The sequence below is a fragment of the Streptomyces rubrogriseus genome (assembly GCF_027947575.1).
Taxonomy (GTDB): Bacteria; Actinomycetota; Actinomycetes; order Streptomycetales; family Streptomycetaceae; genus Streptomyces; species Streptomyces rubrogriseus.
The window spans coordinates 4,777,421-4,803,423 of sequence record NZ_CP116256.1 but is presented as its reverse complement, the minus strand read 5'-3'; the positions used below and the strand labels follow the sequence as shown (position 1 = coordinate 4,803,423).

General features: G+C 72.2%; 24 protein-coding genes and 1 pseudogene. 16 read left to right on the top strand and 9 right to left on the bottom strand.

Translation table 11 applies throughout. From position 1 onward, the window contains the following. Positions 1-53: 53 nt before the first annotated feature. Genes Sru02f_RS21990 through Sru02f_RS21980 form a run of 3 tightly spaced genes read left to right on the top strand, consistent with a single transcriptional unit; the run spans position 54 to position 3,470 of the window. The gene (locus Sru02f_RS21990) at positions 54-1,049 is read left to right on the top strand and encodes a carbohydrate ABC transporter permease (protein ID WP_109032309.1); all 996 of its coding nucleotides are present in this window, start codon (positions 54-56) and stop codon (positions 1,047-1,049) included. A gap of 12 nt (positions 1,050-1,061) precedes the next feature. After that, positions 1,062-1,985, top strand: a complete 924-nt coding sequence (locus tag Sru02f_RS21985; protein WP_109032310.1) for a carbohydrate ABC transporter permease — start codon at positions 1,062-1,064, stop codon at positions 1,983-1,985. A gap of 45 nt (positions 1,986-2,030) precedes the next feature. After that, positions 2,031-3,470 carry a GH1 family beta-glucosidase gene (locus Sru02f_RS21980; protein WP_109032311.1) on the top strand — a complete coding sequence of 480 codons (1,440 nt, stop codon included), beginning with the start codon at positions 2,031-2,033 and terminating at the stop codon, positions 3,468-3,470. Between the two features lie 113 nt (positions 3,471-3,583). Here Sru02f_RS21980 and Sru02f_RS21975 read toward each other — a convergent pair whose 3' ends face one another. The 4 genes from Sru02f_RS21975 to Sru02f_RS21960 all read right to left on the bottom strand — a co-directional run bounded on the left by Sru02f_RS21975 (position 3,584) and on the right by Sru02f_RS21960 (position 7,373). After that, a complete protein-coding gene (locus Sru02f_RS21975) occupies positions 3,584-4,780 on the bottom strand; it encodes a glycoside hydrolase family 64 protein (protein ID WP_109032312.1) in 1,197 nt (398 codons plus the stop codon). Between the two features lie 160 nt (positions 4,781-4,940). Further along, on the bottom strand, positions 4,941-5,474 hold the full coding sequence (locus Sru02f_RS21970) for an NUDIX domain-containing protein (RefSeq protein ID WP_109032313.1): 534 nt from the start codon (positions 5,472-5,474) through the stop codon (positions 4,941-4,943). Positions 5,475-5,478: 4 nt separating this feature from the next. Beyond that, positions 5,479-6,540 carry a serine hydrolase domain-containing protein gene (locus tag Sru02f_RS21965; protein WP_109032314.1) on the bottom strand — a complete coding sequence of 354 codons (1,062 nt, stop codon included), beginning with the start codon at positions 6,538-6,540 and terminating at the stop codon, positions 5,479-5,481. Further along, positions 6,537-7,373 carry an IclR family transcriptional regulator gene (locus Sru02f_RS21960; RefSeq protein WP_109032315.1) on the bottom strand — a complete coding sequence of 279 codons (837 nt, stop codon included), beginning with the start codon at positions 7,371-7,373 and terminating at the stop codon, positions 6,537-6,539. The genes Sru02f_RS21965 and Sru02f_RS21960 overlap by 4 nt, the downstream gene beginning before the upstream one ends. Positions 7,374-7,427: 54 nt before the next feature. On the opposite strand from Sru02f_RS21960, the gene Sru02f_RS21955 reads away from it, so the two are divergent. From Sru02f_RS21955 to Sru02f_RS21935, 5 genes are read left to right on the top strand one after another with little or no spacing between them, the layout of a single operon-like run. Next, the gene (locus tag Sru02f_RS21955; RefSeq protein ID WP_167469556.1) at positions 7,428-9,005 is read left to right on the top strand and encodes an ABC transporter substrate-binding protein; all 1,578 of its coding nucleotides are present in this window, start codon (positions 7,428-7,430) and stop codon (positions 9,003-9,005) included. After that, positions 9,002-9,994, top strand: coding sequence for an ABC transporter permease (locus Sru02f_RS21950; RefSeq protein WP_109032317.1), 993 nt, complete (start codon positions 9,002-9,004; stop codon positions 9,992-9,994). The genes Sru02f_RS21955 and Sru02f_RS21950 overlap by 4 nt, the downstream gene beginning before the upstream one ends. Continuing rightward, a complete protein-coding gene (locus tag Sru02f_RS21945) occupies positions 9,991-10,917 on the top strand; it encodes an ABC transporter permease (protein ID WP_244941853.1) in 927 nt (308 codons plus the stop codon). The genes Sru02f_RS21950 and Sru02f_RS21945 overlap by 4 nt, the downstream gene beginning before the upstream one ends. After that, the gene (locus Sru02f_RS21940; protein ID WP_109032318.1) at positions 10,914-11,780 is read left to right on the top strand and encodes an ATP-binding cassette domain-containing protein; all 867 of its coding nucleotides are present in this window, start codon (positions 10,914-10,916) and stop codon (positions 11,778-11,780) included. The genes Sru02f_RS21945 and Sru02f_RS21940 overlap by 4 nt, the downstream gene beginning before the upstream one ends. Then, a complete protein-coding gene (locus tag Sru02f_RS21935; RefSeq protein ID WP_109032319.1) occupies positions 11,777-12,727 on the top strand; it encodes an ATP-binding cassette domain-containing protein in 951 nt (316 codons plus the stop codon). Before Sru02f_RS21940 ends, Sru02f_RS21935 begins: the two co-directional genes overlap by 4 nt. An 11-nt stretch (positions 12,728-12,738) precedes the next feature. On the opposite strand, the gene Sru02f_RS21930 is transcribed toward Sru02f_RS21935, so the two are convergent. Next, entirely contained in the window at positions 12,739-13,698 is a 960-nt protein-coding gene (locus Sru02f_RS21930; protein WP_109032320.1) for an ROK family protein, read from the bottom strand. A gap of 41 nt (positions 13,699-13,739) precedes the next feature. Here Sru02f_RS21930 and Sru02f_RS21925 point away from each other — a divergent pair, with 41 nt between their 5' ends. The 4 genes from Sru02f_RS21925 to Sru02f_RS21910 all read left to right on the top strand — a co-directional run bounded on the left by Sru02f_RS21925 (position 13,740) and on the right by Sru02f_RS21910 (position 19,189). After that, positions 13,740-14,531: a creatininase family protein gene (locus Sru02f_RS21925; RefSeq protein ID WP_109032321.1), complete on the top strand. Its 792-nt coding sequence runs from the start codon at positions 13,740-13,742 to the stop codon at positions 14,529-14,531. Between the two features lie 23 nt (positions 14,532-14,554). Continuing rightward, the gene (locus Sru02f_RS21920) at positions 14,555-15,682 is read left to right on the top strand and encodes a mandelate racemase/muconate lactonizing enzyme family protein (protein WP_109032322.1); all 1,128 of its coding nucleotides are present in this window, start codon (positions 14,555-14,557) and stop codon (positions 15,680-15,682) included. Beyond that, on the top strand, positions 15,679-16,128 hold the full coding sequence (locus Sru02f_RS21915) for a RidA family protein (protein ID WP_109032323.1): 450 nt from the start codon (positions 15,679-15,681) through the stop codon (positions 16,126-16,128). Before Sru02f_RS21920 ends, Sru02f_RS21915 begins: the two co-directional genes overlap by 4 nt. A 91-nt stretch (positions 16,129-16,219) precedes the next feature. Next, positions 16,220-19,189, top strand: a complete 2,970-nt coding sequence (locus tag Sru02f_RS21910; RefSeq protein ID WP_109032324.1) for an FAD-binding and (Fe-S)-binding domain-containing protein — start codon at positions 16,220-16,222, stop codon at positions 19,187-19,189. Here the strand turns inward: Sru02f_RS21910 and Sru02f_RS21905 are convergent. Further along, positions 19,186-19,530 carry an STAS domain-containing protein gene (locus Sru02f_RS21905; protein WP_109032325.1) on the bottom strand — a complete coding sequence of 115 codons (345 nt, stop codon included), beginning with the start codon at positions 19,528-19,530 and terminating at the stop codon, positions 19,186-19,188. The two genes, Sru02f_RS21910 and Sru02f_RS21905, sit on opposite strands and share 4 nt — an antisense overlap. A gap of 200 nt (positions 19,531-19,730) precedes the next feature. Between Sru02f_RS21905 and Sru02f_RS21900 the strand changes: the two genes are divergently transcribed. Then, positions 19,731-19,877 (top strand): hypothetical protein, encoded by a 147-nt coding sequence (locus Sru02f_RS21900; RefSeq protein ID WP_109032326.1) that lies wholly within the window; start codon positions 19,731-19,733, stop codon positions 19,875-19,877. 89 nt (positions 19,878-19,966) lie between these two features. Here the strand turns inward: Sru02f_RS21900 and Sru02f_RS21895 are convergent. Both Sru02f_RS21895 and Sru02f_RS21890 read right to left on the bottom strand, forming a co-directional pair. After that, positions 19,967-20,818, bottom strand: a pseudogene (locus Sru02f_RS21895) (glycoside hydrolase family 16 protein); the annotation flags it as partial. 99 nt (positions 20,819-20,917) lie between these two features. Continuing rightward, entirely contained in the window at positions 20,918-22,111 is a 1,194-nt protein-coding gene (locus Sru02f_RS21890; RefSeq protein WP_109032328.1) for a glycoside hydrolase family 64 protein, read from the bottom strand. A 254-nt stretch (positions 22,112-22,365) separates the two neighbouring features. Between Sru02f_RS21890 and Sru02f_RS21885 the strand changes: the two genes are divergently transcribed. Continuing rightward, a complete protein-coding gene (locus tag Sru02f_RS21885; protein WP_109032329.1) occupies positions 22,366-23,475 on the top strand; it encodes a glycoside hydrolase family 43 protein in 1,110 nt (369 codons plus the stop codon). A gap of 32 nt (positions 23,476-23,507) precedes the next feature. On the opposite strand, the gene Sru02f_RS21880 is transcribed toward Sru02f_RS21885, so the two are convergent. Next, the gene (locus Sru02f_RS21880; RefSeq protein ID WP_167469558.1) at positions 23,508-23,984 is read right to left on the bottom strand and encodes a hypothetical protein; all 477 of its coding nucleotides are present in this window, start codon (positions 23,982-23,984) and stop codon (positions 23,508-23,510) included. A gap of 272 nt (positions 23,985-24,256) precedes the next feature. Here Sru02f_RS21880 and Sru02f_RS21875 point away from each other — a divergent pair, with 272 nt between their 5' ends. Next, positions 24,257-25,132: a helix-turn-helix domain-containing protein gene (locus tag Sru02f_RS21875; RefSeq protein WP_109032331.1), complete on the top strand. Its 876-nt coding sequence runs from the start codon at positions 24,257-24,259 to the stop codon at positions 25,130-25,132. 44 nt (positions 25,133-25,176) lie between these two features. Continuing rightward, a complete protein-coding gene (locus Sru02f_RS21870; RefSeq protein WP_109032332.1) occupies positions 25,177-25,992 on the top strand; it encodes an SAM-dependent methyltransferase in 816 nt (271 codons plus the stop codon). Positions 25,993-26,003 lie beyond the last annotated feature (11 nt).

The following is a 26,003-nucleotide window of genomic DNA, read 5'->3' as shown; positions in this document are numbered from 1 at the left end:
GGCCGGCGGGCCCGGCGCCCGGCTCACCCAACCGCACTCAGGAAGGAAGTCCGGTGGCCACCTCCACCACCAAGGCCCTGGCCGGGGACGAGCCTCCGCGGCCCTCTCCCCGCCCGGGCGGCGAGGGCACCGCACGGCGGCGCGGCGCGCTCTGGCACCGGCTCGACATCAAGGGCGCCCCGTACGCGTTCGTCGCGCCGTTCTTCATCATCTTCGCCGCGTTCAGCTTCTACCCGCTGATCTACACCTCGTGGATCTCCCTGCACGACGTGGAGCTGGCCACCCTCGATGTCATGGAGTGGGTGGCGTTCGACAACTACGTCGAGCTGTGGGGGGATTCGCGGTTCTGGAACGCGGCGCAGAACACGATCACCATCGGCGTCATCTCCACGGTGCCGCAGTTGATGATGGCGCTCGGCATGGCGCACCTGCTCAACTACCGGATGCGCGCCTCGCTGTTCTTCCGGGTCGCCTCCCTGGTCCCGTACGCCACCTCGGTCGCCGCGGCCGCCCTCGTCTTCACCATGATCTTCGAGCGCGACTTCGGCATGATCAACTGGGCGCTCGGCTCGGTCGGGATCGACCCGGTGGACTGGGAGGCCGACAAGTGGCCCGCCCAGGTCGCGATCTCCACCATCGTCATCTGGCGCTGGACCGGCTACAACGCGCTGCTCTACCTGGCCGCGATGCAGGCCATCCCCGCCGACCGCTACGAGGCGGCCTCGCTCGACGGCGCCTCGCGGTGGAAGCAGTTCATCCACGTCACCATTCCCGGGATCCGCTCCACCATCGTCTTCACCATCGTGCTCTCCACGATCGGCGCCACCCAGCTCTTCGGAGAGCCGCTGATCTTCGGTCAGGGGCCCAACGGTGTCACCGGCGGCGCGGACAACCAGTACCAGACGCTCGGCCTGCTCCTGTACGAGGAGGGCTGGAAGAACTACCAGATGGGCCGCTCGGCGACCGTCGCCTGGGCGATGTTCATGCTGCTGGTCCTCGTCTTCGTCGTGCAGCGCGTCATCAAGCGCCTGCGCTCCCGCACGTCCTGACCTGGAGTCGCGATGACCACCCAAAGTCTCCCGGCCCGGACCGACGCCCCGGCCCGGACCTCCGCCGCGAAACCGGCCGGCCGCGGTGGCCGCCGGCTGCTGCGCCAGCGCGCCGGCCGCCAGCACCACGCCGGCCCGCTCGCCTACGTGCTGCTCGCCGTCATGGCGATCCTGTCGATCTTCCCGCTGTACTGGACCATGGTGGCCGCGTCCACCGACAACACCCGGGTCAGCCAGACGCCGCCCCCGTTCCTGCCCGGTCCCAACCTGTTCAGCAACCTCGCCCGGGCCTGGGACGAGGCCGCGATGGGCAAGGCCATGGTCAACAGCCTCATCGTGGCCGGGGTGATCGCCCTGTCCACGGTGCTGTTCGCCACCCTCGCCGGGTTCGCCTTCGCCAAGCTGCGGTTCAAGGGGCGCAACGCCCTGCTCATGCTGGTGATCGGCACCATGATGGTGCCGCCGCAGCTCGCCGTCGTGCCGCTGTTCATGATGATGGCCGACCTGGGCTGGTCGCAGCAGCTGCCCGCCGTCATCTTCCCGACGCTGGTGAGCGCGGTCGGCGTGTTCTTCATGCGGCAGTACCTGACGGAGGCGCTGCCGGACGAGCTCGTCGAGGCCGGACGCGTGGACGGGGCGCACTCGCTGCGGATCTTCTTCAGCATCGTGCTGCCCATCGCGCGGCCCGCGATGGCCGTCCTGTTCATGATCACGTTCGTGCACGCGTGGAACGACTTCTTCTGGCCGTTCGTGGTCCTCGACATGACCAACCCGACGGTCCCCGTCGCGCTCACCCAGCTCAGTGCGGGCTATGTCCGCGACCAGTCGCTGATCATGGCCGGCGCGCTGCTCGGCACCCTTCCGCTGCTGGCGATGTTCATCGTCTTCGGCCGCCAGATCGTCAGCGGCATCATGGCGGGAGCCGTCAAGGGCTGACCCGCCGCCCCGCCGCCCCAAGCACCCCCACCCGAAAGGACTTACGTGGTCACCGCAGGACAGCAGACCCCGTCCGCCCCGAACGCCGCCCGCACCTTCCCCAAGAACTTCCTCTGGGGCTCCGCGACCGCCTCCTACCAGATCGAGGGAGCCGCCGCGGAGGACGGCCGCACCCCGTCCATCTGGGACACCTACGCCCGCACCCCCGGCCGGGTCCGCAACGGTGACACTGGTGACGTCGCCACCGACCACTACCACCGCCGGAGCGAGGACGTCGCCCTCATGGCCGAACTCGGCCTGGGCGCCTACCGCTTCTCCCTCGCCTGGCCCCGGGTCCAGCCCACCGGCCGCGGCCCCGCCGTACAGAAGGGCCTGGACTTCTACCGGCGGCTGGTGGACGAGCTGCTGGAGAAGGGCATCCAGCCCGTCGCCACCCTCTACCACTGGGACCTGCCCCAGGAACTGGAGGACGCAGGCGGCTGGCCCGAGCGTGCCACGGCCGAGCGGTTCGCCGAGTACGCCGCCCTTGCCGCCGACGCCCTCGGCGACCGGGTGAAGACCTGGACCACCCTCAACGAACCCTGGTGCAGTGCCTTCCTCGGCTACGGCTCCGGTGTGCACGCGCCGGGCCGCACCGACCCGGTCGCCGCGCTGCGCGCCGCCCACCACCTCAACCTGGCGCACGGCCTGGCCGTCCAGGCGCTGCGTGAACGGGTCCGCGCCGACGCCCAGGTCTCCGTCACCCTCAACATCCACCACGTCCGCCCGCTCACCGGCAGCGAGGGCGACGCCGACGCGGCCCGTCGGATCGACGCCCTGGCCAACCGGGTCTTCACCGGCCCGATGCTGAACGGGGCCTACCCGGAGGACCTGCTGAAGGACACCGCAGAGCTGACCGACTGGTCCTTCGTGCAGGACGGCGACCTGCGCCAGGCCCACCAGCCGCTGGACTTCCTCGGCGTCAACTACTACACGCCCACCGTCGTCTCCGAGACCGACGGCAGCGGCGCCCACACGTCCGACGGGCACGGCAACAGCTCCCACAGCCCCTGGCCGGGAGCCGACCGGGTCGCCTTCCACCAGCCGCCCGGCGACACCACCGCCATGGGCTGGGCCGTCGACCCGACCGGCCTGTACGACCTGCTGCGCCGGCTGTCCGCCGACTTCCCGAGGCTGCCGCTGGTCATCACCGAGAACGGCGCCGCCTTCGACGACTACGCCGATCCCGAGGGTCGGGTCAACGACCCCGCCCGGATCGCCTACGTCCGCGGTCACCTGGCCGCCGTCCACCAGGCCATCCTGGACGGCGCGGACGTGCGCGGCTACTTCCTGTGGTCCCTGCTGGACAACTTCGAGTGGGCGCACGGCTACAGCAAGCGCTTCGGCGCGGTCTACGTCGACTACCCGACCGGCACCCGCATCCCCAAGGCGAGCGCCCGCTGGTACTCCGAGGTCGCCCGCACCGGCGTACTGCCCGGCGCCTGACCGGGCCGGTGCGGTACCCGACAGCCCGCCCCGCCGGGCGCCGCACCCGTGTTCCGCCCCCCTCCTCCACCGCACCGGCCGAGGACGGGGGCGGACGCGTGCCCGCCGCCGGCTCAGTCGAGCGGGGCGAGCGTGAGCCTGGCCTCGGCCGGGTTGCCGTCGTGCACCAGCGACTCGTGGTTGCCGACGTCGTCGAAGGCGAACGCGTACGCCTTCCCGTCGGCCATGCGCTCGTGGATGATCCGGGCGTAGTGGTTGGTCACGGAGTCCCGGTAGAAGTTCGCCGCCGAGGGATCGGGCTGGTTGGGGTTGCTCAGCAGCGTCGAGCGGTTGAAGCCGGCGCAGAGCGTGCGGGAGATCGGCCCGCGCACCTGGTCGTTGGGAGCGTCCAGCAGCCGGTGGCAGCCGAAGACGCTGGAGGCGTCGGGCTTCTGGAAGCTGGTGACGACCGCGCCGGAGGTGTTGGTGAAGTTCATGACGTTGCCCGAGACGCGCCCGGAGTACTTGGTGTCCGGCCGGTCCCCGAAGGGCGTGACGGTGAGCGTGGTCGTCGCGTACTTCTGCCAGACCCGGTTGATGTAGTCGTCCATGACCGACGCGGGCAGCGCCCCGGTCTCCACCCCGTACAGCGGTGCCAGCGCCCGCAGTACGGTGCCGTCGGGCCGGGTCTGGATCAGCCCGCCCCAGCCCGGCTGGGCCCGCAGCGCGTCGAACACCCCGCGGTAGCCACCGGCCTTGAGCTGTCCGGCGCTGGTCACGCCGCCGTCGGCGCGCTGCACGCCGACCGTGTACGGCGCGGAGAACATGTCGACCTGGGTGCTGTTCAGCCACAGCCCGCCGTCGTTGAGCGTGTACTCGGACCAGTTGAAGAGGATGTTGCGGTTCGGGTCGCTAGGGTTCTGCACGGCGGGCTGGACCAGGCCGCCTGTGGTGAGCCGGAAGTCCAGCTTCTGGCCGTAGGAGAAGTAGATGCGTCCCGACAGCTTCGGGATCCGGATGGTCTTGGTCTGTCCCGCGGCCGGTCCGGCAATGGACGCGTCCGGTGCGGGAGTGGGGGGATTGCCGCCGGCGGGCCAGGCGTGGAAGGTGCCGTTCTCGTCCGCCCAGCCCTGCCGGCCGGTCGTCAGCGAGGTGCCCAGGTTGTAGATGTGGACGGCGTCGCCACGGGCGGAGTTGTTGGTGATCTTCAGGGGGATGGTGGCGGGCACCGCGGCGTCCGCGGGTGGCGCGGCGCCGAACGAGAGCAGGGCGCCGGTCAGGCCTGCCGCCGCGGCCACGGCGAGCAGACGGTGTCCGAGTCGGGAGAGCACTCTCCACCTCCGTGCGGGTGTGGGGGAATTGGTCCGTACCGATTCTGAGAGCGCTCTCAGCGTTGCGCCGTAGCGCGTTCATGTCAATGGACGTGGCGGAACGGCGCGGGTTCCCGTCCCGCGCCGGGACCGCGGTGCACAAACCGCTGCCGGGGGCGATCTACCGCGACGCGGCGCACCCGTCCCGGCTCGTGCTGCCCTTCACGGCGGGAGCGGCCACCGCATAGTGCCGGACTCCGTCCGCACCCCGCCGCTCCGCCCCGGGCCACAGGCAGTCCAGGACCGAGGCGGACGGCGGGAACAGCGCGGACGGGAGCGACTCGCGGGTGAACCACTCCCAGCGCTCGATCTTGTCCGGCTCGGTGACCCGGGGCGCCCCGGCCGCCCGCCCGGTGACGGCCGCCGCCGTCACCCGGGTCAGCCCGCCCACGCCGTCGACGAGCACGGCCAGCACCCGCACCTCCGCGGGGGCCACCACGAGCCCGGTCTCCTCCGCCAACTCCCGGGCGGCGGCCGCCTCGAAGTCCTCGCCCGCGTCGACCTTGCCGCCGGGCAGCTCCCAGCGTCCGTCGTGACCGAGCCCCAGCAGCACCCGTCCGGCAGGGTCGAGGACGGCGAGGCCGACACCGGTGAGGCTCTGGGCGGCGGGGCGGGCGCGTTCGGGGCGCTCGGCGCCCGGTGCGGAGGAGTTCACCGGCTCATTCCACACCGTGGCGGCCCCCGGCAGCCACCGGGGGCAGCACGGCGGCCGCGTCGTGGAACGCCCGGCGCAGGGCGACGATCCCGTCGCCCGTCCTCGTCGGGTGCACCCGGTTGGTGAGCAGCACGGCGTACCGTCGTGTGGCCGGGTCGACCCACAGGCTGGTGCCGGTGAAGCCCGTGTGGCCGTACGACTCCGGGCCGAACACCTCCCCGGCGGGGGAGCCGACCGGGTCGCGGCCCTGCCAGGCCAGGGCGCGCCGCAGCGCCAGGCCGTCCGTGTGGGCGGCCGTCATCAGGGCGAAGGTCTCGGGCCGCAGGAGGCCCCGGCCGCCGGCAGCGAGGGCGGCGCCCAGCCGTTCCATGTCCGCCAGGGTGGAGAACAGGCCCGCGTGCCCGCCGACCCCGCCGAGCACCACCGCGTTCTCGTCGTGGACCTCGCCCACCACCCGGCGGCCGCGCCAGGGGCAGTCCTCGGTGGCCACCGCCCGCGCCCGGCGCCCGGCGTCCGGCCGGAAGACGGTGTCGCGCAAACCGAGCGGCGCGCACACCAGCCGCTCCACCAGCGTGTCCAGCGGCTCCCCGGCCGCCGCCTCGGCGATCAGGCCGAGGACGATGAAGCCCTGCGAGGAGTACTGGACGCGGGTGCCGGGCTCCGCGGTCAACGGCAGCAGCCGTACCGCCTCCAGCAGCGCCGCACGGGTGGGGTGATCGCGGTACAGCGGCACCTGGCCGGGTATCCCCGAGGTGTGCGTGAGGAGTTGACGCACGGTCAGCTCCGCCTTGTCGCCGTCCCGGTAGTCCGGAAGGTATGCGCCCACGGTGTCGTCGAGGCCGAGCATGCCGCGCTCGACGAGCGCCATGACCACGAGACCGGCGATCGGCTTGGTGACCGAGGCGAGGTCCCACAGGTCGTCGCCGTCCAGCGGCGGTCCGTCCCAGCGGCGGGTACCGGTCCAGCCCCGGTCCAGCGGCCCCCGGGGGCCCCCGACGGACCAGGCGGCGCCGGAGAAGATCCGCTGTTCCCGTCCTTCGGTGAGCAGTTCGGCCAGGGCGCTCACGCCTCCTCGCCTCCCCGTACCGTGTCCACCACGCCGAGTACGGGGGTGCGTGCGCCGAGCCCGGCGGACACCGTGCGCGCGGCGGCCCGCACCATCGGCCCGAACACCTCCACACTGCCGGGGTCGAGGGTGAAGATCAGTCCCGCGATGCCGATGGCACCCACGGCCCGGCCCTCCGCGTCCAGCACGGGAGCCGCCACCGACCGCACGTCCGCCTCGTCGTACTCGTCGTCCACGGCGTAGCCGCACAGCGCGGCCCGCGCGAGCACCGCCCGCAGCGCGGCCGGGTCGGTGGGCGTGCTCGGCGTGCGCGCCTCCAGGTCCGGTGCGTCCACGACCGCCTCGGCCTCCCCGGCGGGCAGCGCGGAGAGCATGGCGAGCCCCACGCCGCAGGTGTGGAGCGGCGACCGGTGGCCGGGCCGGGTGCCCATCCGGTACTCACGGGCCGGTTCCGACTGCTCCAGGTACACGGCGTCCGACGCGTGGCGCACCGCGTAGAACGCGACATGACCGGTGCGCCGGCGCAGGTCGGCGAGGGCGGGCCTGGTCAGCTCCAGCACCCGGCTGTCACTCAGGGCCGCCGCCGCCAGCCCCAGCAGCCGGGGCCCCGGGCGGTAGCTGCCGCCCTCGGCGGGTTCCGCGAAGCCGTACTCCGCCATGGTCCGCAGATGCCGGTGGACGGTCGGCTTGGTCAGTCCGGTGCGGCGCGCGATCTCTCCCAACCGGTGGGGTCCGCCGGGCTGGACGAGCGCATCGAGCACCTCCATCGCCTTGTCGACGGGGCCCTTCACGAGTTCCTGGTCGACCGACCGGGTGTTGACCGCTTTCACCATGTCGCTTAGCTTAACCCAACCGCATTCCATCTGACGGAACGGAGGTGTTGTTCAATGGAACGAAATCTTCAGGGGCGCACGGTGGACCGCAGCCGTCCCAGCCGACGCCGGGTCCTGCGGACCGGTGGTCTGCTGCTCGGAGCGCTCAGCGCTCCCGCGCTCCTGAGCGCGTGCGGCACGACCGCCGCCGCGGACCGGGCCGGCAACGTCCTGCGGGTTTCCCAGACGGGCGACCCGAAGACGCTGGACCCCCAGAAGCAGGGCGACATGGTGTCGATGAACGTCCTGATCAACATGTTCGACACCCTCACCACCCGCGGCCGGGACAACCGGCTGCACCCCAGGCTCGCCCTCTCCTGGAAGGCCACCGACGCGCGTACCTGGCGCTTCGTCCTCCGCCCGGGGGTGACCTTCCACAACGGCGAGGTGTGCGACGCGCGCGCCGTGGCCTTCAGCATCGAGCGACTGCTCGACCCGGCGACCAAGTCACCCATCGTCGAGCTGCGCTTCGTCAAGGGTGTCACCGTCGTCGACCGGCTCACCGTCGACATCCACACCACCGTGCACGACCCCATCCTGCCCGCCAAGCTCTCCCTGTTCGGCGGCGTCGTCGTACCGCCCCGCCACCTCGCCGACGTGGGCGACGCGGCCTTCGCCGACCACCCCGTCGGCACCGGCCCCTTCACCTTCACGAGCTGGCAGCGCGACCACGAACTGCGGATGCGGGCCTACGACGGCCACTGGAACGGACGCCCGGCCGTCGACGGGCTCGTCTTCAGCCCCGCCCCCAACGCCTCGTCCTCCCTGGCCGCCCTGCAGAGCGGCGGCGTCGACCTCGTCGCCGGGCTCACCCCGGACGCCGCCCAGCAGCTCGACGGCTACGGCGGCATCACCATCGACGGCTACACGGGGATCCGCACCGCCTACCTGTCCCTGAACACCCTGGAGAACGGCCCGCTCCAGGACCGCCGGGTACGCCAGGCGCTCAACCACGCGATCGACGTCCCGCTGCTCATCAAGGCCGTGCTCGGCGGCAAGGCCACCGAGACGCCCGCACTCGTCCCGCGCGGCTCCTTCGGCTTCGACCCCGCCGTCAAGCCCTTCACCCGCTCCGTCGACACCGCGCGGCGACTACTCGCCGAGGCCGGCCACCCGCACGGCTTCTCCACCACGCTCACCGCCTCCAACGTCGACGCCAACGTCGCCGAGGCCCTGTCCGGACTCCTCGCCAGGGCCGGGGTGGACGCCCGCGTCAACCTGCTCGACCCCGGCACCTACTCGGCCCGCCTCACCTCCGACAACCGCGGCGCGCTCGGCCCGATCTACCTCGCCGCCAGCACCGTCTGGACGATGGACGGCGCGAGTATCGTCCAGTCCAACGTGCGCAGCGACCGCCGCCAGAGCCGCTGGCACTCCGCCGAGGCCGACCGCCTCATCGACGCCGAGGAACTCTCCGAGGACCCCCGCCGGCGCGAAGCGGCCTTCTCGGACCTGCAACGGCTGATGCGCCGGGAAGCACCCTTCGTCTTCCTCTACCAGATCGACAACATCATCGCCCGCAACGACCGGCCCCGCTGGACGCCGGGAGCCGCGGGCGTCCTCTCGATGGAGAGCGCGGAGGTCTCCCGATGAGCGCCCTCACCCTCGACAAACCACCCGCCCCGGCGGCCGCCCCGGCCCGCCGCACGGACCGGACGGGCCCCCTGCGAGGGGTGCTCAAGCGCCTGCTCACCGCCCTGTTGGTGCTGTTCTGCACGGCGACCGTCGCCTTCTTCCTCGTCCGCCTGTCCGGCGACCCGGTGAAGATCCTGCTGCCGCCGGACGCCACGGCCGAACAGGAACAGGTGCTGCGCCACTCCCTGGGCCTGGACCAGTCCCTGTTCGCCCAGTACCTCGACTACCTGTGGGGACTGCTCCACCTCGACTTCGGCGACTCCCTCGTCTACGGCCAGCCCGTGAGCGAGATCCTCGCCGACCGGCTGCCCGCCACGATCGAACTGGCCGCCGCCGCGCTCGCGGTGACCCTCGTCGTCGCGATCCCGGCGGGCATCGTCGCCGCCATGCGCCGCGGCCGGGGCACCGACAAGACCGTGATGACCGGCGTCCTGCTCGGCCAGTCCACCCCGCCGTTCTGGGTCGGCATCCTGCTCATCCTGGTCTTCGCCGTCTGGCTGCGGGCCCTGCCCGCCTCCGGCTACGGCACCATCGCCAACCTGGTGCTGCCCGCCGTCACCCTCGCCGTGTACTCCGTCGCCGTCGTAGCCCGCCTGCTGCGCTCCTCGCTGATCGACGTCCTGTCCTCCGACCACATCCGCAGCGCCCGCGCCAAGGGGTTCGGGCCGCTGCAGGTGGTGCTCAGGCACGGACTGCGCAACGCCTCGCTGCCGGTGGTGACCGTCGTCGGCCTGGAGGTCGGCAACCTGCTCGGCGGGGCGATCCTCACCGAACGGGTCTTCTCCTGGCCCGGGGTGGGCCAGCTGACCGTCGAGGCGATCTCCAACCGCGACTTCCCGCTCGTCCAGGCCACCGTCCTGTTCTTCGCCGCCACCTTCGTCGTGGTGAACCTGCTCGTCGACCTCTCCTACAGCTTCCTCGACCCGAGGGTGAGGACGTCCCGATGACCGTCATGTCACCGGCCGCGACCGACGTGACCCCGGACAAGAAGCCGTCCAGCGGCTCCGGCTCCGGCTCCGGCTCCGTCGTCCTGCGCGGCCTGCTGCGCAACAAGCTCGCCGTACTGGCCCTCGCCGTGCTCGTACTGCTGCTGTTCGCCGCCCTGTTCGCCCCGCTGATCGCCCCCTACGACCCCAACGCGCAGAACCTCCTGCTGCGGCTGCGACCCCCCGCCTGGCAGGACGGCGGCAGCGGCGCCCACCTGCTCGGCACCGACCAGCTCGGCCGCGACATGCTCTCCCGCGTCGTCCACGGCACCCGGGTCTCCCTGCTCGTCGGCGCCGGCGCCGCACTGCTCGCCGGCGTCATCGGTACGGTCGTGGGCCTCGCCTCCGGATACTTCGGCGGCTGGGCCGACCGCACCCTCATGCGGCTCGCCGACGTCCAGCTCGCCTTCCCCTCCCTCCTGCTGGCCCTCGCCGTCGTCGGCTTCCTCGGCTCCGGCCTGTGGGTCGTGATCGTGGTGCTCGGCTTCACCGGCTGGGTCTCCTACGCGCGTGTCGTGCGCTCCGAGGTGATGTCGCTGCGCACCCGCGACTTCGTCACCGAGGCCCGCGCGATCGGCGTCACGGACGTCACCATCATGCGCCGCCACCTGCTGCCCAACGTGATGGCGCCGCTGGCCACCATCGGCACCCTGCACGTCGCCGCCGCCATCGTCGCCGAGGCCTCCCTCAGCTATCTCGGCCTGGGCGTCCCCAAGGAGACGGTCACCTGGGGCGGCATGCTCGCCGACGGCCAGCTCTACCTGGGCACCTCCTGGTGGGTCGCCGTCTTCCCCGGCATCGCGCTGATGCTGACCTCCCTCGCCATCAACATCACCGGCGACGCCCTGCGGGACGTCGCGGACCCGAAGGCCTACCGCCGATGACCAACGACCGACCGACCACCGGCCCCGGCCGGCCCACGGGGGACACGCCCCGGCGGCCCGCCGACCAGCGACCGCTCCTCGAGATCGACGGCCTCAGTGTCGACTTCCAGCTGGCGGGCTCCGTCGTCCACGCCGTCCGGGACGTCTCCCTCCACGTCCGGGCCGGCGAGACCCTCGCCGTGGTGGGGGAGTCCGGCAGCGGCAAGAGCGCCACCGCGCTCTCCGTCCTGCGTCTCAACCCGAGCCCGCCGTGCGTCTACACGAGCGGCGAGATCCGCTTCGACGGACGCGACCTGCTGCGGCTGTCCGAGAAGGAACTCGGCCGGGTCCGGGGCCGCGACATCGCCATGGTCTTCCAGGACCCGATGACCTGCCTCGACCCGCTCCAGCGCGTGGGCGCCCAGGTGGCCGAGGTCCTCAGGCACCACACCGGCATGTCCCGCGCCGAGGCCAAGGAGGCCGCGCTGGCGGCCCTCGACGAGGTCGGCATCCCCGACCCGGCCCTGCGCTACCGCCAGTACCCGCACGAACTCTCCGGCGGCCTGCGCCAGCGCGTGATGATCGCGACGGCGCTGGTGGCCCGCCCCCGCGTCCTCATCGCCGACGAGCCGACCACCGCCCTGGACGTCACCGTGCAGCGCCAGATCCTCGACCTCCTGGTCACGCTCCAGCACAAGCACGACATGGCCGTCGTACTCATCACCCACGACCTCGCGGTCGTCGCCGAGACCGCCGACCGGGTCGTGGTCATGAACCAGGGCAAGGTCGTCGAGACCGGCGACGTCCTCGACGTCTTCGACCGCCCGGCCGACGACTACACCCGCAGGCTCCTGGCGGCCACCCCTCGACTGGAGGCGGCATGAGCACCGACGCGACCGACACCCCCGCCCCCACGGCCACGCCCACACATGCCGGGCCCCTTCTCGAACTCGACGGCCTGCGCAAGGAGTTCGGCGGCAGGCGCCCGAACGTCGCCGTCGACGACGTGTCGCTCGAAGTCCGCGAGGGCGAGACCATGGCCCTGGTCGGCGAGTCCGGCTGCGGCAAGACCACCCTCACCCGGCTGCTCCTCGGACTCCTCGAACCGACCGCCGGAAGCGTGCGCTTCGACGGGCAGGACCTCGCCGCCCTCACCGCCTCCCAACTGCGCGGCGTACGACGGCAGATGCAGGTCGTGCTCCAGGACCCCTACTCCAGCATGAACCCGCGCATGCGCATCACCGACATCGTGGCCGAACCGCTGGTCACGCACGACCCCGAGGCACGCGGACGGCGCGCACGGGCCGGCAACCGGCAGCGGGTCGGGGAACTCCTGGAGGCCGTCGGCCTGGACGCCGGCATCCAGGACCGCTACCCGCACGAGTTCTCCGGCGGCCAGCGCCAGCGCGTCTCGATCGCGCGGGCCCTGGCGCTCCACCCCCGGCTGCTGGTGCTCGACGAGCCGACCAGCGCCCTGGACGTCTCCGTGCAGGCGACCGTCCTCGACCTCCTGGCGGACCTGCAACAGCGGCTGGGCCTCACCTACGTCTTCGTCTCGCACAACCTCGCCGTGGTGGCGCAGGTGGCCGACCGGGTCGCCGTGATGAGCCGGGGGAGCCTGGTCGAGGTCGGCGAGGCGGCGGCGGTGCTGCGCACCCCGCGCCATCCCTACACCCGGCAGCTCCTCGACGCCGTACCGGTCCTCGACCCGCGCCGGGGCCGGCGGGCCGCGGCACGCGCGTCCGCCCCGACGCACGAACCGACGCACGAACCGACGCACGAACCGACGCACGAACCGACGGACGAACCGACGGACGAAGCGAGCCGATGAACCGCCCCACGCTAGAGGTGCGACAGCACCAGACCCGCCCCGCCGAGCAGCGCCACGTCGTCGACCGCGGCGGTGCCGACCAGCACCCGCGGCTGCTCGGCCCCCGCGAAGGCGACCGCGTCCCGCAGCCGTTCCTCCACCACGGTGCGGAAGCGCTCACCGCCCTCACGGGCCTCACCGTGCAGGATGAACAGGCCGGGCGCGAAGAGCTGCTGCACGTTCACCAGCCCCAGGGCGAGGTTGTGCGCGTACTCGTCCACCACCCGCCCGGCGAGCGGGTCCCCGCTGCCGACCAGCTCGGCCAGCGACACCGCCGCCCCGAGCCCCGCGGCCCGCGCCCGGGACCGCAGCCAGCCGGTCGTGGCCAGGGTCTTCCAGCAGCCCCGGTTCCCGCAGGTGCAGCGCTCGCCGCTGGCCGACACGGTCATGTGCGCGCCGCTGCGCCCGCCGGGCGGCGCCATCACCTCACCGTCGTAGAGGACACCCACCCCGAGCACCTCGCCGGTCGAGACCGAGGCGAAGGTGCGCCGCCCCCGGCCCGCGCCGAACCAGCGGTCGCCGAGCACCTGGAGCCGCGCCCGGTGCTCCAGGTGCACCCCGGCGCCGGTGAGGGTGCCCAGCCGCTCCGTCACCGGAAAGCCGTGCAGCGCCGGCACGTCGTTGACCTCCAGGATCAGTCCCGTGCCGGGGTCCACCAGCCCCGCGGCGGCCACGCCGATCCCCTGGACCTCGTGGGCGGCGAAGACACCGGCCACCCCGGCCAGCGCCCCGTCGATGTCCGCGGGGGTCGCGGTGGCCGCGTCGTACGACGCCTCGGTGCGGTCGAGCACCCGGCCGCCCATGGACAGTACGGCCGCCGTGACCCGGCCGGGCACCAGCTCGACGGCTCCCAGCCGGCGCGGTGCCGCGGGAGCGGCCGGTTGCCGCGCGGCCTCGGGGACCAGTCGCAGCGGAGAACTTTCGTGGACCATGCGCCGACTCTGCCATGGCCCCGTTTCGGAGAGGTAGCACCGTGAGCCAATCGAGACTGACCGAACTCACCTGGCGACAGGTGCGGCGGGCCGGCGAGCGGGGCATCGCCCTGCTGCCCGTCGGCTCCCAGGAGCAGCACGCCGGCCACCTGCCGATGGGAACCGACACCCTCCTGGTCGAGGAGGTGGTGGACCGGGCACTGGACCTCCTGGACCGCGAGGCCCCCGAGTCCCCCGAGTCGGCCGAACTCTCCGTGCCGGAGATCGTGCGGCTGCCCGCGCTGCCCTTCGGGCACAGTCCGCACCACCTGTTCGCGGCGGCCGTCTCGCTCTCCGCGGCGACCCTGGGCGCCGTCCTCGACGACGTCCTCGACTCGCTCGTGACCAGCGGCTACCACCGGATCATGGTCGTCAACGGCCACGGCGGCAACGACGAGATCATGCGGCTCGCCGTGAAGCGGTTCGCACTGCGCGCCCGGGTAACGGTCGCCGCCTGCTCCTACTGGACCCTCACCGCGGGCGAGGACGAGGCCGGGCGCCCGGACGTCACCCCGGGTCACGCCGGCTGGTTCGAGACGTCCCTCATGCTCGCCGCCCACCCCGGCCTGGTGCGCACCCCCGTGCCGGCCCGTACCCCCGTCGAACCGCCCCCACTGTTCGACCACCCGCCCCACCCCGGCCTGACCGTCGAGCGGCACGGCGAGTGGGAGCGGGTCGACGGCTCCACCGACGACGCCTCCGGCGCCGACGCCGACCGGGGCGGCCGGCTCCTGGACGACCGGGCGCGGGGACTGGCCCGCGCGATCCGGGCCTTCGACGCGGCGAGCCGGTGACCCCGATGATGCGAGGAGAAGAAATGAAGATCACCGACGTCGACGTGTGGGTCGTGAACCTGCCACTCGTCAACCCCTTCACCAGTTCCTTCGAGACCAAGACCGGGGAGACCCGTACCGTCGTGCGGGTGCGCACCGACGCGGGCGTCGAGGGCTGGGGCGAGACGATGTGGGGCGCGCCGGTCGCCGCGATCGTGCGCCGGATGGTGCCGGACCTGGTCGGGACCAGCCCGTTCGCACTGGAGGGCTTCCACCGCAAGCAGCACATGGTGCCCTTCTTCTACGGCTACCTCGGATACGCGGCGATCGCCGCCGTCGACGTCGCCTGCTGGGACGCGATGGGCAAGGCCACCGGCCAGTCCGTCACCGACCTGCTGGGCGGCGCCGTCCGCGACGAGGTCCCGATCACCGCGCTGATCACCCGCGCCGACGCGCCGGGTGCGACCCCCGCCGACCTGCCGAAGGCGATGGCCGAGCACGCGGTGCGGGTCGTCGAGGAGGGCGGTTTCGACGCCGTCAAGCTCAAGGGCACCAAGGACTGCGCGGGCGACGTGGCCATCCTGCGCGCGGTCCGCGAGGCGTTGCCCGGCGTGAACCTGCGGGTCGACCCGAACGCCGCCTGGTCGGTCCCCGACTCGGTGCGGGCCGGCATCGCCCTCGAGGAACTGGACCTGGAGTACCTGGAGGACCCCTGCGTCGGCATCGAGGGCATGGCCCAGGTGAAGGCCAAGGTACGCATCCCGCTGTGCACCAACATGTGCGTCGTCCGCTTCGAGGACTTCGCCCCGGCCATGCGCCTGAACGCGGTCGACGTCATCCACGGCGACGTCTACAAGTGGGGCGGCATCGCCGCGACGAAGGCGCTCGCCGCGCACTGCGAGACATTCGGCCTGGGCATGAACCTGCACAGCGGTGGCGAACTCGGCATCGCCACGGCCGCGCACCTGGCCGTCGTGTCGAGCACGCCCGTCCTGTCGCGGGCCATCGACAGCATGTACTACCTGCACGCGGACGACATCATCGAGCCGCTGCACCTGGAGAACGGCCGGCTGCGGGTGCCCTCGGGACCGGGCCTGGGCGTGAGCGTGGACGAGGACAGGCTCCGCCACTACGCGGGCGTCAACGAGCGGGACGGTGACCTGACCGGATGAGCGAGCCGAACGGCAAGCAGGCGGTGCAGACGGACGGGGCGCCCCGTCCCGCGGGTGCCTACTCCCAGGGCGTGGCGGCGGGCGGGTTCCTGTTCACGGCCGGTTTCGGCCCCCAGGACCCGGTCACGGGCGCCGTACCGGAGGGCGTCGGGGCACAGACCACCCAGGTGCTGCGCAACGTGGGCGCGGTCCTGGCCGCGCGGGGCCTGTCCCCGCGGGACGTCGTGAAGGTCACGGCGCACCTCCAGCACCTCCGGCGGGACTTCGCCGCGTACGACGCGGCCTACCGCGAGTTCTTCGAGGAGCCCTGCCCGGTGCGCACCACGGTCGGGTCCGACCTGATGGACATCCTCGTGGAGATCGACGTGGTGGCCCTGCTGCCGGGCCAGGGCCAGGGCCAGGGCCAGCGCCAGGGCAAGGGCCCGGGCCCCGTCCTGCCCGGTTGACCTTCCGTGCCCGCCGGTCCCGCCGGGGCCGGCGGGCACCGCAGTCGTACGCTGATCAGCACCGACCGAGATCGTGTGGGAGTCGAACGTCATGCCCCTGCTGGAGCCCAAGCCGGAAACCCTCCGTCCCGGCACGCACCGTGCCGCGTCCGCCGACCGGGTGCCCGACGCCGGGGCCACGGGTACCCCCGAGCCGCTGCGGGCCGGCCTGACCGCTCTGCTGGGCCCCGACAAGGTCCGGTGGAAGGTCTCCGACCTGGTGAAGTACGCCTCCGACGCGAGCCCCTACCGGTTCGTGCCGCAGGTCGTCGTACTTCCCGAGAACATCGAGGACGTGGCCGCGGTGCTGGCGTACGCGCGCGACCACGGCCGCCAGGTCGTCTTCCGCGCCGCCGGGACCAGCCTCAACGGCCAGGCCCAGGGTGAGGACATCCTGGTCGACGTGCGGCGGTACTTCACGGGTATCGAGGTGCTGGACGACGGCGCGCGGGCCCGCATCCGGCCCGGCACCACGGTCGTGCGGGCCAACGCGACCCTCGCCCGGTACGGCAGGATCCTCGGGCCCGACCCGGCCAGCGCCATCGCCTGCACCGTCGGCGGGGTGGTCGCCAACAACGCCTCCGGCATGACCGCGGGCACCACCCGCAACTCGTACCGCACCCTCGCCTCACTGACCTTCGTGCTGCCCGGCGGCACCGTCGTCGACACGGCCGACCCGCACGCGGACGAGTCGCTGGCGCGCACCGAGCCGGAGCTGTGCGCGGGGCTGCTGGCGCTCAAGGCGGAGATCGAGGCGGACCCGGAACTCACCGCCCGCATCCGCGCCAAGTACGAGATCAAGAACACCAACGGCTACCGGCTGGACGCCTTCCTGGACGGCGCCACGCCCGTCGAGATCCTGCGTGGTCTCATGGTCGGCTCCGAGGGCACCTTCGGCTTCATCTCCGACGTCGTCTTCGACACCCTGCCGCTGGACCGCAGGGTCTCCAGCGGCCTGCTCTTCTTCCCCTCGCTGACCGCCGCCGCGGCGGCCGTCCCCCTGTTCAACGAGGCCGGGGCCCTCGCCGTCGAGCTGATGGACGGCAACACGCTGCGCGCCTCGGTGAGCGTGCGGGGGGTACCGGCCGACTGGGCCGGTCTGCCGCGGGAGACGGCGGCGCTGCTGGTGGAGTTCCGGGCCCCCGACGAGGCGGCGCAGGCGGCCTTCGAGCAGGCGGCGGCCCGGGTCGTGGAACGCCTCGAACTGGTCGCGCCGGTCGCCTCGGTGACCAACGGGTTCACCCGCGACGCCAAGGTGATCTCCGGCTACTGGAAGGCCCGCAAGGCCTTCGTCACGGCGGTCGGCGGCTCCCGCCCGGCGGGCACCACCCTGATCACGGAGGACTTCGCGGTGCCGCCCTCCCGGCTGGCCGACGCCTGCGAGGACCTGCTCGGCCTCCAGGCGCAGCACGGCTTCGACGCCGCCGTCGCCGGTCACGCCGCCCACGGCAACCTGCACTTCCTGCTCGCCTTCGACGCGTCGAAGCCCGCCGACGTCGACCGGTACGCCGCGTTCATGGACGACTTCTGCCGGATGACCGTGGAGCGGTTCGACGGGTCGCTGAAGGCGGAGCACGCCACCGGACGCAACATCGCGCCCTTCCTGGAGCTGGAATGGGGGCCCCGGGCCACCGAGTTGATGTGGCGGCTCAAGCGGCTGATCGACCCCGAGGGCGTGCTGGCCCCCCGCGTCGTCCTCGACCGGGACCCGAGGGCCCATCTGCGCGGACTGAAGACGATCCCCGGCATCGAGCCCGTCGCCGACCCGTGCATCGAGTGCGGCTTCTGCGAACCCACCTGCCCCAGTCACGACCTGACGACGACCCCGCGCCAACGCATCGTGCTGCGCCGGGAGATGCTGCGGCAACCGGACGGCTCACCGGTGGAGGAACAGCTCCTCGCCTCCTACGGCTACGACGCCGTCGACACCTGCGCGGGCGACTCCACCTGCGCGATCGCCTGCCCGGTCGGCATCGACACCGGCGCCATGATGAGGGACTTCCGCCACCGCAGGCACTCGCCGCGCGAGGAACGGATCGCCGCACTCACCGCCAAGCGGTTCAAGACCGTCGAGGCGTCGGCCCGCCTCGCGGTCGGCGCGGCCGAGAAGATCGCCGACCGGCTGCTGACCGCTGCCACCGGCCTGGCCCGCAAGGCCGTACGCCCCGATCTGGTGCCCGAGTGGCTGCCGGAGATCCCGGGCGCCGCCGCCCGCACCGCGCCGTCCACCTCCCGGGCGGGCGCGAGCGCCGTCTACTACCCGGCCTGCGTGAACCGGATCTTCGCCGGCCCGGACGGCGACGGCATCCCGTCGCTCCAGCAGGCCGTGGTCGACGTCTCGGCCCGCGCCGGCCGGCCGGTGTGGATCCCGGACGGCGTGGCGGGCACCTGCTGCTCGACGATCTGGCACTCCAAGGGCTACGCGGACGGCAACACCGTGATGGCCAACCGCGTCGTCGAGGCCGCCTGGGCCTGGACCGACGGCGGACGGCTCCCGCTCGTCGTCGACGCCTCCTCCTGCACGCTCGGCATCCAGCACGAGGTCGTCCCCCACCTCACCCACGCCAACCGGGAACTGCACGGGCGCCTGAAGGTGATCGACTCCGTCGTGTGGGCCGCCGAGGAGCTCCTGCCGCGGCTGACGATCCGCCGTACCACCGGTTCGGCCGTGCTGCACCCGACCTGCTCGATGCAGCACCTGGGCGACGTCGACCAGCTCCGCGCGGTCGCCGAGGCGGTCGCCGACGAGGTCGTCGTCCCGGACGACGCCGGGTGCTGCGCCTTCGCCGGGGACCGGGGCATGCTGCACAAGGAGCTGACGGCGTCGGCGACGGCGAAGGAGGCCGCGGAGGTGACCTCGCGCGCCTACGACGCCCACCTGTCCGCCAACCGCATGTGCGAGATCGGCATGGACCGCGCGACCGGCCGTGCGTACCACTCGGTCCTCATCGAGCTGGACCGGGCGACCCGGCCGGACCGGCCGGACCGGCCGGCCGGGCCGAGGCAGGCGGCCGGTACCTAGGACGTGCGGCGTGCCTGGTACACCGAGTCGTAGATCGGGAAGACGTGCCGCAGGCCGGTCAGGGCGAAGAGCTGCTTGGTGCTGGCGTCCGTGATGACGAGTTTCAGCTCGCCGTGCACCGACTGGACCCGTTTGAGGGCGCCGACCAGCACGCCCAGGCCCATGGAGTCGATGAACGCCACCGCGCGCAGGTCGACGACGAACCGACGGTGACCGTCCGCGAGTCGCTCGATCATGTACTGCTTGATCACGGGCACGGTGTACACGTCCACCTCTCCGCGGATCTCCACGATGGTCCAGTCCTCGACGGCGCTGTGGTCGATCTCGATGGGAGGTTCCATACGTACTCAACGGCATGCCGTGGGCAGAGGTGGCGCCGCACATTCGTTCTGCATATGCGTGAACGACTGGCCAAAGGATCACCCGGGGTGCTGTCCGCGGCATAGCGGCTTCGTCGGCTCCCGCCGTGCGGGTTCGGCCATTCGGGCCCATCCTTGAAGCCGGGCCACGAAGCCCACAGACCGACCCACCGGGAGGTCCTGTGATTCTGCTCGCGCTGCTTCTACCAGTCGTGATGATGGCCTTCCTGTTCGCCGCGGACGCGCTCGAGGATCTGATCTTCCCGCCCCCGGCGGCCCCGGACGAGGACGCCCCGGCCGCGGACATCGCCCGGACGACGTCCCCCTGACCGGGGTCGGGCGGCCCGGGGACCGCGGTCTCGGAAAGACCGCGGTCCGCTGCGGGTTCCGGGTGTGCCGGGCCCGAGGGTCGTCAGCCGTCGCTCGTGGTCACCTTCACCTCGTCGACCACCAGCTGCTGCGGGAAGGCGGTCGAGCCGTCGGGGTCGCCGGGCCAGTAGCCGCCGACGGCGAGGTTCAGGATGAGGAAGAACGGCTTGTCGAAGACCCACGCGTTGCCGCCCAGGTCGGCCGGTGTACGGGTCTGGTAGACGTTGCCGTCGACCGACCAGGTGATCCGGTCCGGGGCCCAGTCCACGGCGAAGGTGTGGAAGGCGTCGGCGAACGCCTCGCCGTTCGGCAGCGTGTAGGCCGCGCCGATGCCGCCCGAGCCGGAGTAGCCGGGGCCGTGGATGGTGCCGTGGACCGTGGACGGCTCGAACCCGACGTTCTCCATGACGTCGATCTCGCCCGAGTTCGGCCAGCCGACCTCGCCGATGTCCTGGCCCAGCATCCAGAAGGCGGGCCAGATGCCCTGCCCGCGCGGGATCTTCATCCGGGCCTCGACGTGGCCGTAGGTCGCGGTGAACCTGCCGGAGGTGTTCAGCCGCGCGGAGGTGTACTCGCACGTGCCGTACCAGCACTGGTAGTTGCCCGGGTTCTCGCGGCGGGCCTCGATCACCAGGTTGCCCTGGCCGTCGAGCTTCGCGTTGTCGGTGCCGGACGTGTAGTACTGCCGCTCGTGGTTGCTGACGTTGTCGCCGGTCTCGAGCTGCCACTTGGAGGCGTCGACGCCCGATCCGGCGGGCCCGTCGAAGGTGTCGGAGAACGTCACCGCCGCGGCGGTCTCCGGACCGCGTTCCGCCTGGGCGGGGGTCACCGCGGCGGCCGCGACGAGGGTGGCGGACAGGGTGGCGAGCAGGCAACTGCGGAGCAGTCGTGGGGAGGCCATGTCTCTCCCTTTCGTGGGCCCGCTCCCACGGGGCGGGAGCGGGCACGGGGGTGGGGGGAAGGTGGTGCGTCGGTTCGGGCGCGGGTGGGGCCGGCCCGGTCAGTCGAAGGACTCCAGCGTGATCGCCGCGTCCTTGGGGTCGCCGTCGTGCACCAGCGACTCGTGGTTGCCGACGTCGTCGAAGGCGAAGGCGTACGCCTGGCCGTCCCGCATCTGCGCGTGCACGAGACGGGCGTAGTGGTTGGTCACGTCGTCCCGGTAGAAGCCGGAGGCGTCGGCGTCGGGCTGCTCGGAGTTGGTGAGCAGCGTGGTGCGGTTGTACGCGGCGCACAGGGTCCGCGAGATGGGGCCGCGCACCTGGTCGTTGGGGGCGTCGAGCTTGTTGTAGCAGCCGAAGACCGAGTCGGAGTCCGGCTTCTCGAAGGAGGTCACCACCGCGCCGCTGCCGTCGGTGAAGTCCATCCTGTCGCCGTTCACCCTGCCGAAGAACTTCGTGTCCGGCTGCTCCTTGAACGGCGTCACCGTCAGCGTCTCGGAGGCGTACTTGCTCCAGACGCGGTCGATGTAGTCGTCCAGCACGCCGGCGGGCAGGTCGCCGGAGCCGACGCCGTGTCCAGGGGCCAGGACCCGCAGCGGCGAGCCGTCGCCCCGGGTCTGGACCAGCCCTTCCCAGCCGCCGCCCTGCTGGGCGAGCCCGTCGGCGACCGCCTTGTACCCGCCGGGCTTCAGCGAACCGGTCTGCTTGGTCGAACCGTCGCCCGCGGTCAGACCGACGGAGTAGGGGGCCGAGAACATGTCCACCTGGGTGGAGTTGATCCACAGCCCGGAGTCGTTGAGCGTGTACTCGGTCCAGTTGAACAGCGTGTCGTGGTTGGGGTCGTCGGCGTTCTGGACGGCGGGCTGCACGAGGCCGCCGTCGGCGAGCCGGAAGTCGAGTTTCTTGCCGTACGAGAAGTAGACCCGGCCGGAGAACTTCGGAAGCTGAACGGTCTTTGACCCGCCGTTTGCGGGGCCGGCGAACGAGGCGTCGGGCGCCGGGACGGGCGGGGCGCCACCGGCCGGCCAGGCGTGGAAGGCGCCGCTCTCGTCGGCGTACCCCTGCTGCCCCGAGGCGAGTTCGGTGCCGATCACGTAGACGTAGACCTGTTCGGCGCTGCCCGAGTCGTTCTTCAGGGTGAGCGGGATGGTGTCCGGTACCGCCGACGCCGGTTCGGCCGGCCCGACTACGACGGCCACGGCGCCGATCGACGCCGCGACGGCCAGGGACGCCGTCAGCTTGCGTGGGGAAAGCACACGGTCCTCCTTGGTGTGGGGGGACTTGCAGGGTTGTAGTCCTTCCCTGTGCATGTCAACTAGTTGAACGAGATCAATCGGAAGAAGGCGCTCCAGGTTCGGAAGGTGAAGCGGGGGGAAGGCGGTACCCGCCGGATGCCGTGCGTACCGGGGGCGTTGCGGTCCGCTCATTGACATGTTCGCCGTCAATTACGATCCTGGAGCCGCTGCCACCTTCCATCGATGTACATCACGGCCCGTGGAAGCGGAGGGACATGCCGCCCCTGACCGGAAGCCCGCCGAACGGGACCTGGAAGCTCTCCCGCCGCGTTCGCGGCACCGTCGCCTCCCTGGTGTCCGGTGCCCTCCTCGCCCTCCTGCTCCTGGTGGCCTCCGCCGGGTCCGCGCAGGCGGACCGGACCGCGCTGCGGGCCGCCGATCCGAGCGTGATCCGGGTCGGCGACACCTACGTCTCGGTGCAGTCCACCGGTGGCGGCATCGCCGTACGCCGGGCCGCGTCCACGGCCGCGCTGGCGGCGGCGCCCGCCCGCCAGGTCTGGTCGGACGCGCGTGGCCGCGGCGAGGTGTGGGCGCCCGAGATCGTCCGGGACGGCGGCCGCTACTACATCTACTTCACGGCCGGCCGCGGCGCGGCCCACCGGATGTACGTGATCAGCTCCACCGCCGCGGACAGCGGCTACACGGCCGAGAGCGAGCTGGCCCTGCCGGACGACAAGTGGGCCATCGACGGCACACTGTTCACCTTCGAGGGGCAGCGGTGGTTCGTCTGGTCGGGCTGGGCCGGCGACACCAACGTCGAACAGAACCTCTACATCGCGCGGATGAGCGGCCCGACCACACCGACCGGGGCGCGGTACGTCATCTCGCAACCGAGGGAGAGCTGGGAGCGGGTGGTGGGCAACCCGTTCATCAACGAGGGGCCCGAGCCCGTCAAGGACCCCGACGGTCAGCTGCACATCGCCTACTCCGCCAACGGCAGCTGGAGCGACCAGTACTGCCTGGCCGACCTGCGGCTGCGGGCCGGCGGCGACCCGACGTACGTGTGGGACTGGTACAAGTCCAACGGCTGCCTCTTCGGGTCGCACCGCGCCACGATGATGGCGGGCTGGGACCCCACCCTGTACGTCGACGGGCCCGGTCACCACAGCTTCGTCCTGCTCGACGGAGACATCGCCACGAGCCCGCCCGCCGGCCCCAGGTTCCCCCTGATGTTCCACGCGGTCGCGAAGGGGACGCCGTACTCGTGGGAGAACCGGTACTGGTACACCGGCACCTTCTGCTGGTGGGGCGGGACCACCTACAGCCGGGCCAACGTCCCGGGCCCCACCAGCGACATCGGCTGGAGTCTCAAGTTCTTCGAATAGGGACCTCGCGCCGGACCGCGGGGCGAACCCGCTCAGGGCGCCAGGGACCAGCGCGGCGCCACTCCGGCGAGCCCGCAGACGAGGAAGTACAGCGGGAGGGGCGCGGTGTAGGGCGATTCGCCGTCGGGGCCGTGGACCAGCCGCGGACCGGCCGGGCGGCCGCCGCCCGGCCGCGGCCGGGTCCAGGACGGGTCGCCGACGACGTAGTGGGTGCCGGACGGCCACGCGATCCCGATGTCGGATCCGGAGGGCACGATCCACCACCAGCGCCCCTCGTCGGCGAACACGCAGCCCGCACGCGGAAGGCGGGCCAGGACGTGTTCGCCGTGGGACGCCGAGGTGCCCACGGCGTCATGCCCCAGGTCGGCGCGGAGCCCGGCGGGGAGACTGAGCGGGGCCGGGCCCGGTCGGCGTCGGCGGGGCGGGCGGGCGGCGGCGCCGGACGGGCACGGGCGGTCACGGACGGTGGCTGCGGACGGACGTGGATCACGGGTGTGCTGCAGGTCCATGGGGGGTGGTCCTTTGGCCGCTACGGACGGCAGGAGAACGTTGTCAGGCGAGATCGCCCCATGGGTGGGTGTCAGGTCTCCAGCAGGACGGTCCGGGTGAGGGGTCGGGAATCGCAGGGGGCGGTGAAGCCACTGTGTCATCCGTCAACAACCCTGCGCAACCGGCAAGTTGAAAATTGCAGCTGACTGGATGCATGCTCCTGCGGCGGGCCTGAGCCCGTGACAGACTGGCGTGTCCGGGCCCGGGCGCGGGACGGCGAAGGGGAGACGGTGTGACCGCGGAGACCGACTGGGGCGGAGCACCCTCCGTGCTGCGGATGATCCTCGGCAGACAGCTGGAGGAGCTGCGCACCCGCGCCGGTCTCACCTTCGAGCAGGCCGGCGAGGCGATCGGGGTGAGCCACTCCACGATCCGCCGGCTCGAGGCGGCGAAGGTGGCCCGGCTGCGCCTCCCGGACGTCGAGAAGCTGCTCCAGATCTACGGTGTCCGCGACCAGCAGGAGATCGACACCTTCCTGAAGTCGGCGCGGGAGGCGAACAAGCGCGGCTGGTGGCACACCTACCGCGACGTCATGCCGGACTGGTTCGCGGCCTACCTGAGCCTGGAGCAGGCGGCCCTGCACATCCGCGCCTACGAGGCCGGGTTCGTGCACGGCCTGCTGCAGACCCCGGCCTACGCGCGGGCCCTGCTGAGCGCCGGCAACCCGCACGCCTCCTCGGTCGACACCGAGCGGCGGGTGGCGCTGCGCATGCGGCGCCAGGAGATCCTCACCCGCTCCTGTCCGCCCCGCCTGTGGGTGGTGATGGACGAAACGGTCCTGCGCTGGCCCGTCGGAGGCACCGAGGTGATGCGGCAGCAGGTGGACCATCTGATCGAGGTGGGCAGGCTGCCCCACGTGACGCTCCAGATCATGCCGTTCGCCGCGGGCCCGCACCCCGCCATGCGGGCCGGCGCGTTCGACCTCTTCCGGTTCCGGGCCCCCGAACTTCCCGACATCGTCTACCTGGGCGGCCTGGTGGGCGCCGTCTACCTGGACAAGGGCGACGACGTGGTGGTCCACCGCGAGGCCCTGGACCGGCTGGGCGCCCAGGCGGTGCCGGCCCGAGGCACCGAGGAACTCCTCGGCGCGCTGCGCAAGGAGCTGTGAGGACTTCCACCCGTACCGCACGACCCCACGGAGAAAGGCGAACGATGTCCGACAGCGGATGGCCGGCCGACCGGATCGACACCGAACACGCGCACTCGGCGCGGATCTACGACTACATCCTGGGAGGGAAGGACTACTACCCCGCCGACCGGGAGGCGGGGGACGCGATGGCCGGGGAATGGCCCGCCCTGCCCGTGCACATGCGCGCCAACCGGGACTGGATGAACCGAGCGGTGCGCTGGCTGGCCGAGGAGGCGGGGATCCGCCAGTTCCTCGACATCGGCACCGGCATCCCCACCTCGCCCAACCTGCACGAGATAGCGCAGTCGGTGGCCCCCGAGTCACGCGTGGTCTACGTGGACAACGACCCCATCGTCCTCACCCTGTCCCAGGGGCTGCTGTCCAGTACGCCCGAGGGCCGGACGACGTACGTCGAGGCGGACTTCCAGCGTCCCGAAGCCGTTCTCGAATCCGACGAGTTCCGCAAGACACTGGACCTGGGCGAGCCCGTCGCGCTCACCGTGATCGCCATCGTCCACTTCGTCCTGGACGAGGACGACGCGGTCGGCATCGTCCGCCGCCTCCTGGAGCCGCTGCCCGCGGGAAGCTACCTGGCCATGACCATCGGCACCGCCGAGTTCGCCCCCGAGGAGGTGGGCCGGGTCGCGCGCGAGTACGCGGCGCGCGACATGCCGATGCGGCTGCGGACCATCGACGAGGCGCACGAGTTCTTCGAGGGGCTGGAGCTGGTCGCACCGGGCATCGTCCAGGTCCACAAGTGGCATCCGGACGGCACCGGCGAGCAGGGCATCCGGGACGAGGACATCGCGATGTACGGGGCGGTGGCGCGCAAGCCGTGAGGTCCGCGGGC